Annotated in this window: 19 protein-coding genes; 10 read left to right on the top strand and 9 right to left on the bottom strand. The window is 65.8% G+C overall.

Annotated features, from left to right (window positions below; all coding sequences use genetic code 11):
• The 3 genes from fumC to HHL21_RS13140 all read left to right on the top strand — a co-directional run bounded on the left by fumC (nt 1) and on the right by HHL21_RS13140 (nt 2,100).
• Nucleotides 1-1,392: a class II fumarate hydratase gene (fumC, locus tag HHL21_RS13150; RefSeq protein ID WP_169466538.1), complete on the top strand. Its 1,392-nt coding sequence runs from the start codon at nt 1-3 to the stop codon at nt 1,390-1,392.
• Between the two features lie 45 nt (nt 1,393-1,437).
• Nucleotides 1,438-1,650 (top strand): RNA-binding S4 domain-containing protein, encoded by a 213-nt coding sequence (locus tag HHL21_RS13145; RefSeq protein WP_169466536.1) that lies wholly within the window; start codon nt 1,438-1,440, stop codon nt 1,648-1,650.
• A gap of 165 nt (nt 1,651-1,815) precedes the next feature.
• Nucleotides 1,816-2,100 (top strand): DUF883 family protein, encoded by a 285-nt coding sequence (locus HHL21_RS13140; protein ID WP_169466534.1) that lies wholly within the window; start codon nt 1,816-1,818, stop codon nt 2,098-2,100.
• Nucleotides 2,101-2,148: 48 nt separating this feature from the next.
• Here HHL21_RS13140 and bufB read toward each other — a convergent pair whose 3' ends face one another.
• From bufB to HHL21_RS13095, 9 genes are all read right to left on the bottom strand, one after another.
• Nucleotides 2,149-3,801: an MNIO family bufferin maturase gene (gene bufB / locus HHL21_RS13135; protein ID WP_370659724.1), complete on the bottom strand. Its 1,653-nt coding sequence runs from the start codon at nt 3,799-3,801 to the stop codon at nt 2,149-2,151.
• A 9-nt stretch (nt 3,802-3,810) separates the two neighbouring features.
• Nucleotides 3,811-4,092, bottom strand: coding sequence for a BufA1 family periplasmic bufferin-type metallophore (locus tag HHL21_RS13130; RefSeq protein WP_169466532.1), 282 nt, complete (start codon nt 4,090-4,092; stop codon nt 3,811-3,813).
• A 55-nt stretch (nt 4,093-4,147) separates the two neighbouring features.
• Nucleotides 4,148-4,348, bottom strand: coding sequence for a YjfB family protein (locus HHL21_RS13125; protein ID WP_169466530.1), 201 nt, complete (start codon nt 4,346-4,348; stop codon nt 4,148-4,150).
• Between the two features lie 44 nt (nt 4,349-4,392).
• Entirely contained in the window at nt 4,393-4,923 is a 531-nt protein-coding gene (mobB, locus tag HHL21_RS13120) for a molybdopterin-guanine dinucleotide biosynthesis protein B (protein ID WP_169466528.1), read from the bottom strand.
• A 12-nt stretch (nt 4,924-4,935) separates the two neighbouring features.
• Nucleotides 4,936-5,556, bottom strand: coding sequence for a general secretion pathway protein GspB (locus tag HHL21_RS13115; RefSeq protein WP_169466526.1), 621 nt, complete (start codon nt 5,554-5,556; stop codon nt 4,936-4,938).
• Between the two features lie 4 nt (nt 5,557-5,560).
• Nucleotides 5,561-7,120, bottom strand: coding sequence for an ExeA family protein (locus HHL21_RS13110; protein WP_169466524.1), 1,560 nt, complete (start codon nt 7,118-7,120; stop codon nt 5,561-5,563).
• A 2-nt stretch (nt 7,121-7,122) separates the two neighbouring features.
• Nucleotides 7,123-7,620, bottom strand: coding sequence for a hypothetical protein (locus tag HHL21_RS13105; RefSeq protein ID WP_169466522.1), 498 nt, complete (start codon nt 7,618-7,620; stop codon nt 7,123-7,125).
• A complete protein-coding gene (locus tag HHL21_RS13100) occupies nt 7,602-7,787 on the bottom strand; it encodes a hypothetical protein (RefSeq protein WP_169466520.1) in 186 nt (61 codons plus the stop codon). Before HHL21_RS13100 ends, HHL21_RS13105 begins: the two co-directional genes overlap by 19 nt.
• 84 nt (nt 7,788-7,871) lie before the next feature.
• Nucleotides 7,872-8,834 (bottom strand): LysR family transcriptional regulator, encoded by a 963-nt coding sequence (locus tag HHL21_RS13095; RefSeq protein ID WP_169466518.1) that lies wholly within the window; start codon nt 8,832-8,834, stop codon nt 7,872-7,874.
• A gap of 133 nt (nt 8,835-8,967) precedes the next feature.
• Between HHL21_RS13095 and HHL21_RS13090 the strand changes: the two genes are divergently transcribed.
• From HHL21_RS13090 to HHL21_RS13060, 7 genes are all read left to right on the top strand, one after another.
• A complete protein-coding gene (locus tag HHL21_RS13090; RefSeq protein WP_169466516.1) occupies nt 8,968-9,243 on the top strand; it encodes a hypothetical protein in 276 nt (91 codons plus the stop codon).
• 217 nt (nt 9,244-9,460) lie between these two features.
• Nucleotides 9,461-10,813, top strand: a complete 1,353-nt coding sequence (locus HHL21_RS13085) for a GIN domain-containing protein (protein ID WP_169466514.1) — start codon at nt 9,461-9,463, stop codon at nt 10,811-10,813.
• A 243-nt stretch (nt 10,814-11,056) separates the two neighbouring features.
• On the top strand, nt 11,057-11,935 hold the full coding sequence (locus HHL21_RS13080) for a glucosamine kinase nucleotide-binding domain-containing protein (protein ID WP_169466513.1): 879 nt from the start codon (nt 11,057-11,059) through the stop codon (nt 11,933-11,935).
• Complete coding sequence (gene nagA / locus HHL21_RS13075; RefSeq protein WP_169466511.1) at nt 11,932-13,044, top strand: N-acetylglucosamine-6-phosphate deacetylase; 1,113 nt, start codon at nt 11,932-11,934, stop codon at nt 13,042-13,044. Before HHL21_RS13080 ends, nagA begins: the two co-directional genes overlap by 4 nt.
• The gene (locus tag HHL21_RS13070; protein ID WP_169467088.1) at nt 13,034-14,047 is read left to right on the top strand and encodes an SIS domain-containing protein; all 1,014 of its coding nucleotides are present in this window, start codon (nt 13,034-13,036) and stop codon (nt 14,045-14,047) included. Before nagA ends, HHL21_RS13070 begins: the two co-directional genes overlap by 11 nt.
• Before the next feature lie 57 nt (nt 14,048-14,104).
• Complete coding sequence (locus HHL21_RS13065; protein WP_169467086.1) at nt 14,105-15,556, top strand: glycoside hydrolase family 3 protein; 1,452 nt, start codon at nt 14,105-14,107, stop codon at nt 15,554-15,556.
• A 274-nt stretch (nt 15,557-15,830) separates the two neighbouring features.
• Nucleotides 15,831-17,153, top strand: a complete 1,323-nt coding sequence (locus HHL21_RS13060) for a tol-pal system YbgF family protein (RefSeq protein WP_169466509.1) — start codon at nt 15,831-15,833, stop codon at nt 17,151-17,153.
• Nucleotides 17,154-17,322 lie beyond the last annotated feature (169 nt).

Here is a 17,322-nt window from a genome sequence, read left to right as displayed (position 1 = left end):
ATGGAAACCAGGATGGAAAAGGACAGTTTCGGCCCGATCGCGGTGCCAACAGGCCGCTTGTGGGGCGCGCAGACGCAGCGTTCGCTTGAGCATTTCCACATTTCGAGCGAACGGATGCCGGCGGAACTGGTCAACGCGCTGGCCGAGGTCAAGCGCGCCGCCGCCGCGGTCAACCGGTCGCTGGGCCTGCTGCCCGCCGACAAGGCCGACGCCATCATGCAGGCCGCGCTGGAAGTGCTGGAAGGCCAGCATCCGGACGAGTTCCCGCTGGTCGTGTGGCAGACCGGTTCCGGCACCCAGAGCAACATGAACATGAATGAGGTGCTGGCCAACCGCGGATCCGAGCTGATGGGCGGCGAACGCGGCGAAGCGCGGCTGCTGCACCCGAACGACCACGTCAACATGGGGCAGTCGTCGAACGACATCTTCCCGACCGCGATGCACGTCGCAGCGGCCCAGGCGGTGGTGAAAAACGTCTTGCCGGCGCTGGTGCAACTGCGTGCCACGCTGGCCGTCAAGGCGCGCGACTTTGCCGACATCGTCAAGATCGGCCGGACCCACCTCCAGGATGCGACGCCGCTGACCCTGGGGCAGGAGTTTTCCGGCTACGTTGCGCAGCTGGAGTTTTCGGAACACATGATCAGGGCCACGTTGCCGGGCCTGCTGCAGCTGGCGGCAGGCGGCACCGCTGTCGGCACCGGGCTCAATGCCCATCCTGATTTCGCGCCGCGCATCGCGGCCGAACTGGGCTCGCGCACCGCCGTCGCATTCAAGAGTGCCCCCAACAAGTTCGCCGCGTTGGCCGGCCACGACGCCCTCGTCGCGGCCCACGGCGCATTCAAGACGCTGGCCACCGCGCTGATGAAGATTGCCAACGATGTGCGCTGGATGGCGTCCGGCCCGCGCTCGGGCCTGGGCGAAATCACGATCCCGGAAAACGAGCCGGGCAGTTCGATCATGCCTGGCAAGGTCAATCCGACCCAGTGCGAGGCGCTGACCATGCTGTGCTGCCAGGTGTTCGGCAACGATGTCGCGATCACCGTCGGCGGCGCGTCGGGCAACTTCGAGCTGAACGTGTTCAAACCGATGATTGCCCATAATTTCCTGCAGAGCGCGCGCTTGCTGGCCGACGGCATGCGCTCCTTCGACGAGCACTGCGCGCGCGGCATCGAGCCGAACCGGGCCCGCATCGGCGAGCTGATGGAGCGGTCGCTGATGCTGGTGACTGCACTGGCGCCGCACATCGGCTATGATCGCGCGGCCCAGATCGCCAAGAAGGCGCAGCACGACGGCACCACGCTCAAGCAAGCCGCGCTGGCGCTGGGTTATGTCACGGAGCAGGAGTTCGGCCAATGGATCGTTCCGATGGACATGACCCACCCTGCCCCATGAGGCGATTTGCGTATCAAAAAACCAACAAATTTAATTGAGGATAGAATGCAAAATGTCACTTTTGATCTGGAAGGCGAGTTCGTCGAGCTCAACCAGCTGCTAAAACTGGCTGGCTTGTGCGCCAGCGGCGGCGCCGGAAAGAACATGGTCGCGAGCGGCGTGGTCGCCGTCGATGGGAAGCGTGAATTACGCAAGACCGCGAAGATCCGCTCGGGCCAGACCGTCAGTGTCGGCGACGTGCGGATTCGCGTGCAATAAGGGTCGGTGAAGCGTCGCGGTTGACGGGAAATGATGGAAACAAAGCAAGGATCAGGCGGCTCTTTGGGCCGGGGATAAGTGCCCGCATTCATTTGCGCGCAGACAAACTCAGCCGTTCTTGCTTGTTTATATTGTAACCGTGATCAACCGTTGGAGGAGGCCGCCATGAACAGCCCTCAAGAAAGGTCTCAGGCACAGGAAAGGCTCATCGGAGACCTGCGACTCGTCATCGAAAATGCGGAGGAACTACTCAAGAACACCGACCAGTACACCAGTGTGATTTACCAGAACGCGCGCGCCAAGCTGGCGCATGCACTCACCGCCGCGACCGAGGAACTGGCGCGGTTCGAAGACGCCCAGCTGTCCCGCATGATCGAAGCGACCAACGCCGCCGCCGTCCAGCATGCCGACCAGTCCGGCGAAGCGCGCGTCCTGCGTGCTTTCCACTGAGTAGTTCCAGCAGGACCAGTGCGGCGTCCGGGCCCGGCGCCGCATCCCCTACCCTTCTTCCAGCGAACCGAACACACCCAGCGCGATCCATTGCGCCAAATGTGCAGCCACGTCGACATCGTCGTCGATGGCGAAGGCTGCGTCGAGCGCGGCGCCGAAGTTTTCTCCCGAATCAAGTGCTTTCAATGCGGCATGTGCGGCGGCGGGAATTGCCGCGACTTCGCTTTTCCAGCGCGGCCGCGCGATCAGTCCGAACGATGGCCTGGACATGTCTTCAGGGAAGGCGATGCCGCTGCCTGGCTGGTGCGCCTGCCACAGCGGGATGATCGCCCACTCGGAGGCGAACAAGGTGCAGGCCGGGTGGAGCTTGGCGCACGCCTGCTCGAAACGGACGGGGTCGAGCGATCCGAGCTGTGCCGCCGTGACAGCGCCAGCGTCCGGGGCGAAGTGATTGCGGTGCAGCGCCCACTCGAAGCGCGCCATGTCGGGCAGGTAGGGAAACTGGGCAACGTGCTCGAAATCGGCGAGGAAGGCGGCGAAGCCAGCGCCAAAATTGTTCAGGTCGGCGTCGGCCGAGGGATACGCCATGCCGCAGGCGCGGCTCAACGCGGTGAAAAATTCTTTGCCAACGAGCTGGCGTATGACCGGAAAGGCGGCGGACAGGACCTTGTCCCAGGTGACGGTAAGGTTGCCGCGGTACAGGCCGAAACGCTCGGCGCCGCCACTGCTGAAGTGCGCCAGCACGCCGGCCTCGCCGTTTGCATCGAACAAGGCGCGCGCAAAGGCGTCCTGGCTGGCGGCAAGCGCATCATGGGCGGCGCCGCTGCCCGGACGGGGCTGCGCCGGGGCAATGTCCGCACGGCGAGTGAACCCGGCGGCGATCTCATCGGCCTTGTACGCTTCGGCCAGCAGCACATCGAGCGAGGGCACGTCCGTATCCCATTCAACCAGCGTTGGAAGCCGGCCGAAACGCGCCAGCGCCGCCTTGTACAGTTCCCACACTTCGGGCGCAACCGCCGCGCCGTGATGATCGACAACGGCTGCGGGCGTGGCGAGGTGTCCCGCAAGATGGATTTCACCGACGCTGCCTGGCGCGATCGCGGCGATGGCGGCCAGCGCATCCTCGCCATGGTTGCGCTGGTTGACGTACAGGTTGTTCACGTCAAGCAGCAGGCGGCAGCCGGTCCGCTTCGACAACGCCGCCATGAACTCGGCCTCGCTCATCTGGTCAGAACGGAACCTGACATAGGTCGCGACGTTCTCCAGCAATAGCTGGCGGCCGAGCGCATCCTGCACGCGCCCCACCCGCTCGCACAGCAGGTCCAGCGCGGCGTTATCCAGCGCCAGCGGCAGCAGGTCGTTCAGGTTGCGGTCATGTGTGGCGCCCCAGCAGAGGTGCTCGGACACCAGCATCGGCTCGACGCCGGCGACCAGCGCGCGGACGCGCTCAAGGTGCGATTCGGAGAATCCGCGTGCGGAACCAAGGCCGAGTCCGACGCCATGCAGGCTGACCGGATAGTCGCGCCGCAGCTGGGTCAGGACGTGCCAGTCCCAGCCGGAACGGTCGAGGAAGTTTTCTGTGTGGACTTCGAGCCAGCCGACCTTCGGCCGCTGCTCAAGAAAATCGCGGTAATGCGGGACGCGGAGGCCGACGCCGGCAGCAATGTCCGGCGCCAGTCCTGCACGCTGTTCAAGCGTCACGGAGGAAAATTACTTCTTCTCCGGCAGTTTGCCGCCGGCCTTCTCGCACGTGCCCTTGGCAACGTACTTCCACTCGGTCGCATCGTTGTCGGCCTTGGCCTGGCCGGCACAGCCGTGCGAGCCGTTGGAGCTGGCGCAATCGTTCTGGCCGGTCTTGGCGACGCCGAAACACTTTTCCTGTTCGGCCTTGTCACCTTTTTCGGAACCGTGGTTATGGGCAAATGCGGTGCTGCTGGCCGCTGCGCACATGCCGGCAAGGGCTGCGGCGATCATGGCTTGACGTTTGTTCATGTAACTCTCCTCGGTTGGATGGCGGATTCTACCGCGTTTTCCAACCGTGGCACGATCAGGCAGTCGTGTTGATGGTATTGCCTAGGTTCGAAGGCAAGTTCTGTACGGATGGCACTGTCTTAACGGCATCGATCAGCTGGGTGGCGGTCGATCCTTCGATCTGCAGGGCGCGCTTGAGGAGAGCAGCCTGCACTTCCTGGCGGTTGCCGGTTTCAGCGATCGAGCTCGATAATTTTGCGATTGCAGCGACGTCCATGGCGTTCTCCGTGATAGGGGCTATGCCCTGGTAACGGCAGGTTTTCAGCGAACTTTAGGCAGGCGGCGCTCAAGCCAGTCCAGGATGCCCGCCTGGTCGTTCAGGTTGAGCCACTCGACGCCTGCGCGCAACTGCGCCGGCCGCGCCGCGTCGCTTGCGACGGCGACGATGTCCGGGTCGTCCGGATACAGCGCCGGCTGCCCCAGGGCTGGCCGATGCACCTCCAGCTTGGGGATCGGCTCCCACTTGTACCCTTCGACCAGCGTCAGGTCGGCGGCGGCGAGGCGCTGCAGGTGCTCAGGCAGCGATGGTTCGGCCGCGCCGTGCAGTTCGCGCATGATCGCCACCCGGAACGGCGACGCGATCATCACCTCGGCCGCGCCGGCCATGCGCAGGCGCGCACTGTCCTTGTGCGGCGGTTCGAGCGGGATGTCGTGGTGGCTGTGCTTGACGACGTTGACGCGCACGCCGCGCGCCGCCAGCTGCGCCACCAGGTATTCGAGCAAGGTGGTCTTGCCGCTGCCGGACCAGCCGACCACGCCCAGCACGTTTCCGGGCCGTGTTTCGTTCTGCATGTTCGGCGCTTTCTAATACGGTAGACGGTATCGGTAACCGCGGTAGTTCATCACCGCCGCCTTGGGCAGCAGCCTCTCCAGGGTCAGGCCGGGCGCCACTTCCTCGCCCTCGCGCCGCAGCACCTTGTCGATCAGGAGCAGGCGATCGGCAGGATTGGCGGAGTAGATGTAGCCGCCGACAGCGATCTGCGGCACTTCGCGCTGGATGGCGTCGGGAAGCTGGCTAAGCGGCGGGGTGGTGTCCTCGACCGGTTGCGGCGGCGCGGCCGGCGCGGGCGCGGGTTCAGGCTTTGGCTGCGGTTTCGGTGGCGGCGGCTTTACCGCTGCCACGGGGGGCTTCGGAACCGGCGCCGGCGCGACGACAGGTGCGGGCGGAACGGCGACGATGGCCGGCGCCGGCGCCGGAGCCATGGCGACCAGCTTCGGCTGTGGCGGCGGCGCGCTCTGGCGCAGCATCGCGAAGGCCGCGACGCCGGCAAGCAGCGCGCCCGCGCCCAGTCCGATCAAGAGCGGCTTGCGGCTGGCCGCCGGACGCACAGGCGCGGCGTGGACCGGTGCTGCATGGATGCTCGGCGCGGAACCAAGCTCGCGCTCCGCCTGTGCTTTTTTAAGGGCCTCAAGGATGTATGACATCGGCTCAGTGTTCCTTGCGCTGGGCGAGCAGGCGCGGTTCCGCGACCCCGCCCAACTGGTTCAAACGCATGTAGGTGCGCGGGCCTGCCATGCCGTCGGCTTTCAGGCCTTGCGCGGCCTGGAAGGCGCGCAGCCGCTTCTGCATGTCCGCGTCGAGCAGCTGGCCCGAAGCCGGTGCGTCGGCACGGTCAAGCTGTGCGAGGCGCGCCGCGATCCAGTCGACGTCCGCGCCCTGCCCGCCTGAAGGCACGTGATCACGGAACGTGCGCGGTGCGCGCCAGAACGTGATGAAGCTGCCGTCGAAACGCGCAGCCAGTGCGGCGACCGTCACAACGCGCCTGACACCGGCGACCGACAGCGTGGCCTTGTCGTCGTCCAGCGCCACCAGCACGGCGTGGCGCGTCAGCGGGCCATCGCGCAGCGTCAATACCGCGGGGCGGTCCAGCTGAAGCATTTCGTACAGGCCGCCCTTGCCCTGAAGGCAGCGCAGTTCTTGCAGCAGTGCTGCCTCGCATGGATCGCCCATGGAAAGCGTTTGCCCCCACAGCGCCGCCAGCTCGCGCAGCGCGGGGGCCGCCGACTCGTGGCCATTTGGGATGGCGGCTGCAACCGGCGCCGGCGCCGCTGCCGGAACGGCCACGGACTTTGCCTGCCGCTGTTGTGGCACCAACTGCAGCGCCGCGGCGCTGATCGCGGCGCCTGCCAGCACGCCGCCGGCGAGCATCGCCCAGCGCTTGTGTGCCGGCGCCTCGCCCTGTTCGTGGAATACCTCGGAAGCCGCCTTGCGCAGGATGGCCCGCGTCACCTGAAGCGTGTTTTCGACATAGGCGCCAAGCAGCGCGCGGTCGCACAGCAGGTTGATCCGGCGCGGCACGCCTTTCGACAGGCGATGGATCAAGGGCGTCAGCGCGGGCGGGAACGCGGGCGCACCAACGGCTCCCGCCACCGCCATGCGATGGCCGACGTAGCTGCCGGTTTCCTGTTCGGACAAGGAACCAAGGTGGTAGCGCGCGATGATGCGCTGGGCAAGCTGTTCCAGGCCCGGCTCCGCCAGCATGCTGCGCAGCTCCGGCTGGCCGATCAGGATCACCTGCAGCAGCTTGCGTTCGCTGGTTTCGAGGTTGGTCAGAAGGCGCAGTTGCTCAAGCACGCCGGCCGACAGGTTCTGCGCCTCGTCGATCACCAGCACGTTGTTCTTGCCTTGCGCGTGGCAGTCCAGAAGGTAGCGGTTGATCGCATCCACGTACGCCTTGACGCTTGCACTGGCGGGCAGCGCGATGTGGAATTCTTCGCACACCGATTGCAGCAGCTCCTCCACGCTCAGGCGCGGATTGAAGATGTAGCCAAGCTCGCAGTGCTCGGGAACCTGCTCGAGGAAGCAGCGGCACACGGTCGTCTTGCCTGCCCCGATCTCGCCGGTCAGCAGCACGAAGCCGCCGCCGCTGCCCACGCCGAACAGCAGGTGCGCCAGCGCTTCGCGGTGGCGGTCGCTCATGAACAGGTAGCGCGGATCGGGCGCGATGGAAAACGGAGGCTGGGTCAGGCTGAAGAATTGGGTGTACATGTTTACCTGACCTGGCGCGCCGGCGGCAAAGGCTTGTAGCGGGCGCAGTAAATCTTCGACTTGTCGTTGAAGTAGACGATTTTACTACCCGGCACCGAGCGCCTCACCGGAAAGACCGAGCCGTCGGCGGGAAGATGGCGCACGCCGGACGCGCTGCGGATCGATTGTTCCAGCTTGTCGGGCGAGGTTTCGGCGACCGCGCCGACGAAAACCAGTTCGCTGGTATCGTCGCTGACGATGATGTCCGTGACCTGCGCGCCCCACAGGCTGCCGTCGGCCTTGAACCAGTACGCGCCGCCTTCGTGCTTGTACGAGGGGCCGAAAGCGGAGGTCAGGTACGAATGGAAGTAGGCATTATCGAGATGGCTGCGGCACAGCAGCGCGCTGCCGATCACGGGACCGAAGGTGGATGGCGCCGCCAGCGCAAAGGACGGCGCCAGACCGGCCAGGGTGAAGGCCAGCGCGGCGCAGAGACGCACTGCTACAGCTTTGACAGCCATTGCCGGTTCGCCGCGATCTTGGCCTTGGCCGATGCAGGCAAAGCTTCATAGCACCCGGGGTGCTGTTTCAGCGCGCTCTCGCGTACTTCTTTTTGCAAGCCGTTTACGAGGAATACGTAGACAGTCGCACCGTCCGGGTTCTTCTGCGTACCCATATAACGAATCATTACCATTCTCCACTTGCGCGCGCGATATGCCCGTGGGCCCGCGCCAATGCCTGCATTATGACACCGGCGCGGCCAGCGCGGCTATCACTTCGCCCGACAAGCGGCGTCCGGGGACGCCTCAGCCACAGCCTCGGTCTCCGCCAGCCACGGATCGCACTTCGGATGGGGGAACCGGGCGGCCATGAAGTCGATGAAGGTGCGCGTCTTCCAGGACATCAGGCGCCGGCTCGGATAGACAATCATCACCGAGGTCTGGCCGAGGTGGCGACCTTTCAGCAGCTGCACCAGCCGACCGCTGGTCAGGTCGTCCTCGATCGCGAACGACGACCGGATCGCCACGCCCATCCCGGCCAGCGCCGCCTCGCGCAGCACCGCGCCATTGTTCGAGATCATCCGGCTGTGGATCGGCACATTGACATGCTGGTCGCCCCACTGGATCGGCCAGTGGTGGCGCAGCTGTTCGTAGGCGAAGTTCAGGCAGTCGTGATTGGACAGGTCGGCCGGTGCGATCGGCTCGCCGCGGCGCGCCACGTACTCCGGCGACGCGCACAGGATCAGGTTGGACGTGGCCAGCTGGCGCGCGACCAGGCTGCTGTCGAACTTCTGCACGCCGAGGAAAATGCCGACATCGAAGCCCTCCTGCACCAGGTCGACGCCGTGATCGGACAAGGTCACGTCGAGCACCACGTCGGGCATGTCGCGCGCATACAGCGGCAGCAGGCGCCCAAGCTGCGACTGGCCGAAACCCGGCTGGCAGTAAATACGCAGCACGCCGCTGGCCGTGCGCGATTGCGACGACACTTCGGCATCGGCGTCCTCGATATCGGACAAAATCTGCCGCACGCGCGCCAGGTAGACCTGGCCCGATTCGGTGAGCGACAGTTTGCGGGTTGTGCGGTTGAGCAGCCGGCTGCCCAAATGCGTTTCGAGATCGGCCAGGTTGCGCGTGACGACCGTGGCCGACAGCTCGAGCGCGTCGGCGGCCTTGGCGAAGCTGCCCATCTCGACCACCTTCGCGAATACCCGCATCGATTGCAATCTGTCCATGTTGTCCTTTGATTATTGCGCCCACCGCAACGGAGCATTGCGATTATTCGCCTTTTTTGCTCAGGGCGCAATGTGTACACTGACTTTCATTGGACGAGCAATACCGCGACATCCACACACAGGGAGAAACACCATGAAAGCAACCAAATTCATCGCCGCTGCTGTTGTGTTCGTCGCAGCAGGTTCCGCATTCGCCGCCGACGCGCCACTGGCCAACGCCGCCGTGACCGCCGCAGCAGCAGCAACCGCAGCCGCCAACAGCGCCAGCGCCGACCAGCTCAACATCCCGACCGTCACGATCGGCAAATCGTCGGCAAGCGACCGCGCCGCCGTCAAGGCCGAAGCCGTGGCGTTCGTACGAAACCACAAAACTGCGCTGGCCGTGCAGCTGGAACAGTACAAGAACTAAGCCAGCCGGCGTTCCCGCGCAGGTGGGAACGCCATGCCCGGATGATCCGCGATGCCATGGATTCCCGCCTCCGCGGGAATGACGAGGCTTGAGCGGTTTATCCGCCGCTTTTGCATTTGAGGCCACGTTTTTGCGCTTCTGTCGGTTTCCGGTCGCGCCCGGCCAGGGCCTGTCGTATTGTCATGCTTCGGTTCGATCACATCCACGAAAAGAAGACATGAAAACGATGCTCAAGCAAACCAGTCTCGCCGTCGCCGTCGCCGCCGGCATCCTCGCCTCACCATCGCTGCAGGCAGCAGCGCCGCAGGATTCGGAGCTCGTCTCCGTGCAGCGCGAGGTCGGCGCGTTCAAATCGATCGAACTGTCGGGCCCTTATCGCGTGATCATCAAGGCGCAGGGCCGCAACGCACTGTCGGTGACCGGCCCGCGCAAGGATCTGGCGGACGTCGAAACCTTCGTCAGCGGCGACACGCTGGTGGTGCGGCCGGTGAAGCGGCGCGGCTTCTTCATCGGCTTCAGCAAGCCGCGCGAGCGGATCACCGTCAATATCAGCGCGGCGATGGTGGGCAAGCTGACCTCGTCCGGCAGCGGCGACGTCGAACTTGACCAGGTCGGCGGCGAACGCTTTTCCGTCACCCTCAACGGCCCAGGCGACGTGCGCGCCAGCGGCGCTGTGCGCGACCTCCAGGTCACCAGCAGCGGCAGCGGCGACCTTGACCTGCACCTGATGCGCGCGACGCGCGCCAACCTGGCCATGTCCGGCCCCGGCGACGTCACGCTGGCCGACATCAGCGGCACGCTGTCGGCCCGCGTCAGCGGATCGGGCGACCTGGAAGCGCGGCGCCTGCGCCTGGCATCGGCCAACATCGACCTGCACGGTCCGGGCGGCGCGCGCCTCGATGGCAGCAGCCGCGACCTGCGCGCCGAAGTACACGGTTCCGGCGACCTCGAAGCCTGCTCGCTGGCGGTGGAATCCGCGACCGCGCAGATGCACGGGCCGGGCAACGGCTGCATCGCCGGCAACCTGAAAAAATTCGAAGGCGAAGTGCATGGATCGGGCGACCTGTCGGTCAGCGGCCTGGCCGCACGCGACGTGCGCGTGCTGATGGCAGGACCGGGCAATGTCGACCTGGCCGGCAGCACCGGCACCCTGAATGCCGACATTTCCGGATCGGGCGACCTGGATGGCTCGCGCCTGGCGGTCACCAACGCCACCGTGCGCACGCGCGGCCCGGGCTCGGCGGAACTGGCCACCGTGGCCGGCACGCTCGACGCCGAACTGCACGGCTCCGGCGGCCTGCAGGCCGCGCTGTCCGGCAAGCGCCTGCTGCTGAAGATGATGGGCCCTGCCGACGCCGATATCAGCGGCACGGTCGAAGGCATCAATGCGCAACTGTCGGGATCGGGCAGCCTGAATGCGCGCACCCTGACCGCCGGCCACGCCGACGTTGTCGTGAGCGGTCCTGGTAACGCCGTCGTCAACGTGCGCTCGAAAATCGAAACCCGCACCGCGATGCTCGACAAGCCGCGCATGGTCACCATCGACCGCAAGGGCGCGCGCGAAGAGTAAGGTCCCGTCATTCCCGCAGCAGGAGGGGATGACGGTCCGCCGGCTGGTCGCATACCACCTTCCCCGCACCACCATTCCACTTTCGCGCCAAGTCCTTAAAAATCAAGGACTTGGCGCACGAAACACAGCACCACCACAATACCAGTTTAAACCCCACCAATACCAATTAAATACCTGTTGACACACGAGTTTGGCATCCCTATAGTGCCCTGACCTTCACGGCAGCACAGGATCCCACTCCATATGATCGAATATCTCATCGGCGTTGATGGCGGCGGCACTGGCACGCGGGTTCGCCTCGCGCGCGCAGGCGGCCAGGAAATCGCGCAGGCGCAGGGCGGTCCATCCGGCCTCGCACACGGCATCGACAAGGCGTGGCGTGCGATCGGCGACGCGGTCGCAGCCGCCTTTGCATCCGCCGGCGTTGAACACCCTCCCCTGTCCCTGCTCGCCATCGGCCTTGGCCTGGCGGGCGTGCATAACAAGGAGTGGGCTGCGCAATTCGTCGCCGCGAACCCGGGCTATGCCGCGCTGCGGCTGGAGACCGACGGCTTCACGACACTGATGGGCGCGCACCAGGGCCAGCCCGGCGCGATTGTCGCCATCGGGACCGGCAGCGTCGGCCAGGTGCTGTTGCCGGACGGCGAACAGCACGAAGTCGGCGGCTGGGGCTTCCCCGCCGGCGACGAAGCGAGCGGCGGCTGGATGGGCCTGCGCGCCATCAACCACATCGAACAGGTTCTCGACGGCCGCAAGCCGCATTCGCCGTTTGCACAGCAGGTGATCGACGCCTGCGGCGGCAACCGCGACGCCATCCAGGTCTGGCTTGGCAAGGCGACGCAGACCGCGTACGCATCGCTGGCGCCGATCGTGGTCTCGCATGCGGCCAGCGACGCAACCGCGCGCCAGATCCTGGCCGATGCGGGCAGCGAAGTGGCCGTCATTGCGCGCGCCCTCGATCCGGCAGCGGAACTACCATTGGCACTATGCGGCGGCCTCGGTCAAGCGCTGCGCGCCTACCTGCCTCCTGAACTCCTCGCGCGCACAGTCGCACCGCACGGCGACGCCGCCAGCGGCGCGCTGCGCATGATCGAACAGCACATCGAGAAAGGCGTGCAATGAGCACTGCAATCAAGGGCAACATCCTTACACCTGAAGGCTGGGTAAGCGGCGAGGTCCGCTTCGGCAAGCGCATCGATGCCATCGATGGCGGCGCCACCGACCCGGCCATCAACAGCGACGACTACATCATCCCCGGCTTCGTCGACCTGCACGTGCACGGCGCGGGCGGCAAGGACGTCATGCAGGGCGGCGACGCACCGCAGGTGATCGCGAAGATGCACGCGAAGCACGGCACCACCAGCCTCCTGGCGACCACGATGACGGCGCCGCCGGAAGACATCGTCGCCGCCTTGAAGGCAATCGGCGCGGCATGCGCCAATCCGGTGGCAGGCAGCGCGCGCATCCTCGGCGTACACCTCGAAGGCCCGTACATCAACTCCGGCAAGCTCGGAGCGCAGCCGCCGTTCGCGCGCTCGGCGACGCTGGATGAAGTCAACAAGCTGGGCGAACATGCGCCGATGCGCCTGATTACCGTGGCGCCCGAACTCGAAGGCCACCTCGAACTGGTGCGCCAGCTTGCCGACGCCGGCATCCGCGTCCAGATCGGGCACACGATGGGCTCTTATGAAGACGGCGTGGCCGCGCTGGAGCACGGCGCGGCCGGCTTCACCCACCTGTTCAACGCGATGAACGGCCTGCACCACCGCGAGCCCGGCATGGTCGGCGCGGCGCTGGCGCATGCCCAGTACGCCGAACTGATTCCCGACCTGCTGCACGTGCACCCAGGCGCCATCAAGGTGGCGCTGCGCGCGATCCCGCACCTGTACTGCGTGACCGACTCCACCGCGGCCACCGGCATGCCGGACGGCGAGTACATGCTGGGCCGCCAGGTCGTCCACAAATGCATGGGCGGCGTGCGCCTGCCCGACGGCACGCTGGCCGGCAGCACGCTGACGATGGACCAGGCGCTGCGCAACCTGGTCTCGCTCGGCCTCGACCTGGCCGACGCCTCGCGCCGCGTATCGACCTATGCCGCCGACTATCTGGGCGAAACGCAGATCGGGCGCATCGCGCCTGGCTGTTTCGCCGACCTCGTGGTCCTCGACCGCAACCTGAACATCAAATCTGTTTATATCGAAGGAGAAGCCTGTGACCTCAATGATGCTTAAAGAGGCCGTATCCGCGGCAGAATGCGTCGCCCTGCAACTGTCGCAAGACGCCGACCGCTACGCCGCCCTCGGGCAAACGCTCCGGACCACGCAGTTCAACACCGCGCTGACCATCGCGCGCGGCAGCTCGGACCACGCCGCGAACTACTGCGCCTACCTGATCATGGCGCGCATGGGCCGCGTGGTCGCGTCGCTGCCGATGTCGCTGCTGACCCTTTACAAGTCGCCGCTCGTCACGCGCAACACGCTGACCATCGCCATCTCGCAGTCGGGCCAGAGCCCGGACGTGGTCGAACCGACCGGCTACTTCCGCAACGGCGGCGCCACCACCGTCGCACTGGTGAACGACATCACCTCCCCGCTGGCGCAGGCCGCGGAATGGGCGATGCCGCTGCACGCCGGTAAAGAGCAAAGCGTCGCCGCCACCAAAAGCTTCATCGCCAGCCTGGTCGCCGGCGCGCGCCTGGTCGCAGAATGGCAGAACGACCCTGAGCTGAAAGAAAGCCTGGCCGCGCTGCCGGACGCGCTGGCCGTCGCGGCGCAAGCCGACTGGTCGCCTGCGATCGAAGTGCTGGCGCCAGCCCGCAACATCATGGTCGTCGGCCGCGGCATCAGCTTCCCGATCGCGCTCGAATCGGCGCTCAAGTTCAAGGAAACCTCGGCCCTGCAGGCAGAGGCATTCTCGGGCGCCGAGATCAAGCACGGCCCGATGGCGCTGATCGAAGAAGGCTACCCTTTGATGATCTTCGCCACACGCGGCCCGACCCAGGCAGGCCTGGTGCAGCTGGCAGCCGAGATGCGCGGCCGCGGCGCGCGCGTGCTGCTGGCGGCGCCAAGCGACATCGCCGAACGCGACCTGACCTTGCCGACCGCCGCCACGCCGGACCTCGACCCGATCGTCGCGGTGCAGGCGTTCTACGTGATGGCCGCCAAGCTGGCCGAAGCGCGCGGCATGGACCCGGACCGTCCGCGCCACCTGAGCAAAGTCACCAAGACAAACTAAGCACGGCCACGGAGCAGCCAATTGAACCAATACCGCAAACTCGCCGGCCAGCTGATCATGATCCGCTTCCCCGGCACCGTGCTGGACGAAGCGACGGCTGACTTCATGCGCGCCAACAGCGTGCGCGGCGCCTGCCTGTTCAGGCAGAACATGACCGACGCCGCGCAGCTCAAGCGGCTGACGTCCGATCTGTCCGAGGCGATGGGAGCGGGCGCGCTGATCGCGCTCGACCAGGAAGGCGGCGCTGTCGTTCGCTCGACCTGGGTGCCGGCGCCGCCGTCGGCGATGGCGCTGGGCGCGGCCGACAACACCGATCTCGCCTGGCGCACCGGCGCCGCCGTTGCGCGCGCGGTCAAGGCGCTCGGGTTCAACTGGAACTTCGCGCCCGTGCTGGACCTGAACAACAACCCGCACAACCCGGTGATCGCGGAACGCTCGTTCGGCGCCGACCCGCAGCGCGCCACCGAACTGGCGATGGCCTGGATGGCCGGCAGCGAATCGGAAGGCGTGGCCTGCTGCGTCAAGCACTTCCCGGGACACGGCGACACCCACGTCGACTCGCACCGCGACCTGCCGACGGTCGACAAGCCGCTGGCCGAACTCGAACAATTCGAATTCAAGCCGTTCCGGCTCGCTTCGAAGGCGGCGCCGGCGATGATGACCGCGCACATCGTGTACCCATCGCTCGACCCGGACCACCCGGCCACGATGTCGCGCCGCATCCTCGGCGACCTGCTGCGCGACGAGTGGCAATACAAAGGCGTGATCATCACCGACGGCATGGACATGCATGCGATCGCGGGGCGCTACGGCATCGGCCATGCAGCCGTACTGGCGCTGGTCGCGGGCGCCGACATGGTCATGGCGCTCGGCACCCCGGTCACGCAAGAAGAAACCATCGATGCCATTGCGCGCGCGATCGAATCGGGCGAGCTGCCGATGGCCGACGTCGAGCGCAAGCTAGAACGCCTGGCGTCGCTGACCGCCGCCTATGCGTGCGCGCAGTGCGATTACGCGGCCGATGAAGACGACCGCGCGCTGATGGCCGAAGGCTGGAAGCGTGCGCTGACCGCGCGCGGCAATCCGCAGCGACCGCCGGTGGGCGGCAAGGTACGGCTGGTGATGCGCCAGGATGCGGTCAGCGACGGCGTGTCGGAAGCCGGCGTCACGGCCAGCGTGCTGGCCACGGTGCTGGCGCGCAGGTTCGATGTCGATACCGTGACGTATGCGGACGCTGAAGCCTTCGACTGGAGCGCGCTGCCTGACGATGGCCGCTTCGTCATCCTGGCGTCCACCTCGCGCGTACGTTACGGCCCGAATGCGCGCGCGCGCTTCAGGCCTGACCTGCATCTCGCGCTGTGGAATCCGTACCAGGCGCTCGACTTCGACGCGCCCGCGCTGATCACCTACGGCTTCGCCGCCCCGGCGCTCGACGCCGTCGACGCCTGGCTTGCCGGCGAACTCGACGCCAACGGCCACGTCCCCGTCCCCGGTTTCGACAACGCCTGAACATTCCCCCAACTTCGGCGGCAACTTCGGCGCCGCAACTTCGGCGGCAACTTCGGGGTCCGTCCCCGGGGTCTGTCCCCGGGGACGGACCCCGAAGTTGCCGCCGAAGTCGGAAACGTTTGCTCACACGATTGCCGGGTCTGTTTGTCTACTTTATGCCACAATGTGCGCTTTTCTGCGTTCGGCATCGTCGGATTCGCCTTTGTCCACGGATTGCCGGGCTCGCGCGTTGTAGTGCTGGTTCCACCTCTTTGTCATTGTTGAAGGATCTTTCATGTCCCAATTCCGTCTTGCTCGTATCAGCTTGCTCCTGGCCGCTATCGGCCTGAACGCGGCACCTGCCCTGCTTACCAGCGCGCATGCCCAGGCGAAACCGGCAGCCGCCCCGGCCGCCGCCGAAGCGCCTAAGGACACCGTCCGCCCGGAGATGTTCAAGCTGCTCGACCCGGCCGTGTTCAAAGAGATGATGGCTGCAAAGAAATTCCCCGAGCTGCAGGAGCGCGTTACCCAGGCCGAGGCTTTCCCGAACCGCACCCCGTACGAAGACTACGTCCTGAACCGCATGAAGCTGGCGCTGGGCTCGTCGTCGGGGAACGATGCGATGGCAATGGGCGCACTGGAAGCGGTCATCACTTCGGGCCGCTTGCCGGCAAACGAACAGGCTGAATTCACCCAGGCACTTGGCAACTACCACTACAACGCCAAGAACTACCCAAAGGCAATCGAGTGGCTGAAGCGCTACCAGAAAGAAAGCCCAGCACCGGAGAAGGTCCGTAACGCGCTGGTACGCGCCTACTACCTGAGCGGCGACTACGCCGGCGCCAAGACCGAGCTGCTGCCGGTGATCGCCGATGCGGAAAAGGCAGGCAAGGCGCCTGAGCTGGAAGACCTGCGCCTGCTGGGCAGCTCGGCCGCCAAGCTGAAGGATGATCCTACCTACATCATGGCGATGGAAAAGCTGGTCACCTACCACCCGAGCGACGATTTCTGGACCGACCTGCTGAGCCGCATGCAGCGCAAGCCGACCTGGAACGACCGTTTCCGCCTCGACGTGCTGCGCCTGCAGGATATGGCGATGAAGACGCTGGATCCGCTCGAGTACAACGAAATGGCTGAGCTGGCATTGCTGGCAGGCTTCCCGACCGAGGCGAAAAAGGCGATGGACGAAGGCTACGCTGCTGGCGTGATGGGCAAAGGCAACAATGCCGGCCCGCACAAGGCACTGCGCGACAAGGCTAACAAGCAAGCCGCCGACGATGCCAAAAACATTGCCGCTGGCGAAGCGAGCGCGATGAAGTCGAAGGACGGCACCGGCCTGGTCAACCTCGGTTACGCTTACGTGACCATGGACCAGTTCGACAAGGGCATCAAGCTGATGGAGCAAGGTATCGCCAAGGGCGGCCTGAAGCGCACTGACGAATCCAAGCTGCGCCTGGCGATTGCCTACGCGAAAGCTGGCCGCAAGGCGGATGCGATCAAGGCGTTCGAAGGCCTGAAGGGCAACGATGGCCTGACCGACCTGTCGAAGTACTGGATCACTTACCTGAACGCCCCGGCGGGCGCGGCAGCGGCGCCAGCCCCGGCTCCGGTCAAGTAAGCACCGCGTTTCCGGCGCATCATGAAAGCCTGGCTTCTGCCAGTAATGCCGTTCAGTTAAGGTGATTTCTTAATGACGCGAACGGCGTAGCGCTTCGGTGTCGCTTTGACGGCCCGGTCGTATTTGCGATCGGGCCGTTCGTCACTCAGGAGGCTAACCAGCCTTTCGC

The sequence above is a fragment of the Massilia polaris genome (genome assembly GCF_012927275.1).
GTDB lineage: Bacteria > Pseudomonadota > Gammaproteobacteria > Burkholderiales > Burkholderiaceae_D > Telluria_A > Telluria_A polaris.
The sequence above is the reverse complement of the archived record's forward strand: the minus strand, read 5'-3'. Positions and strand labels throughout refer to the sequence as shown.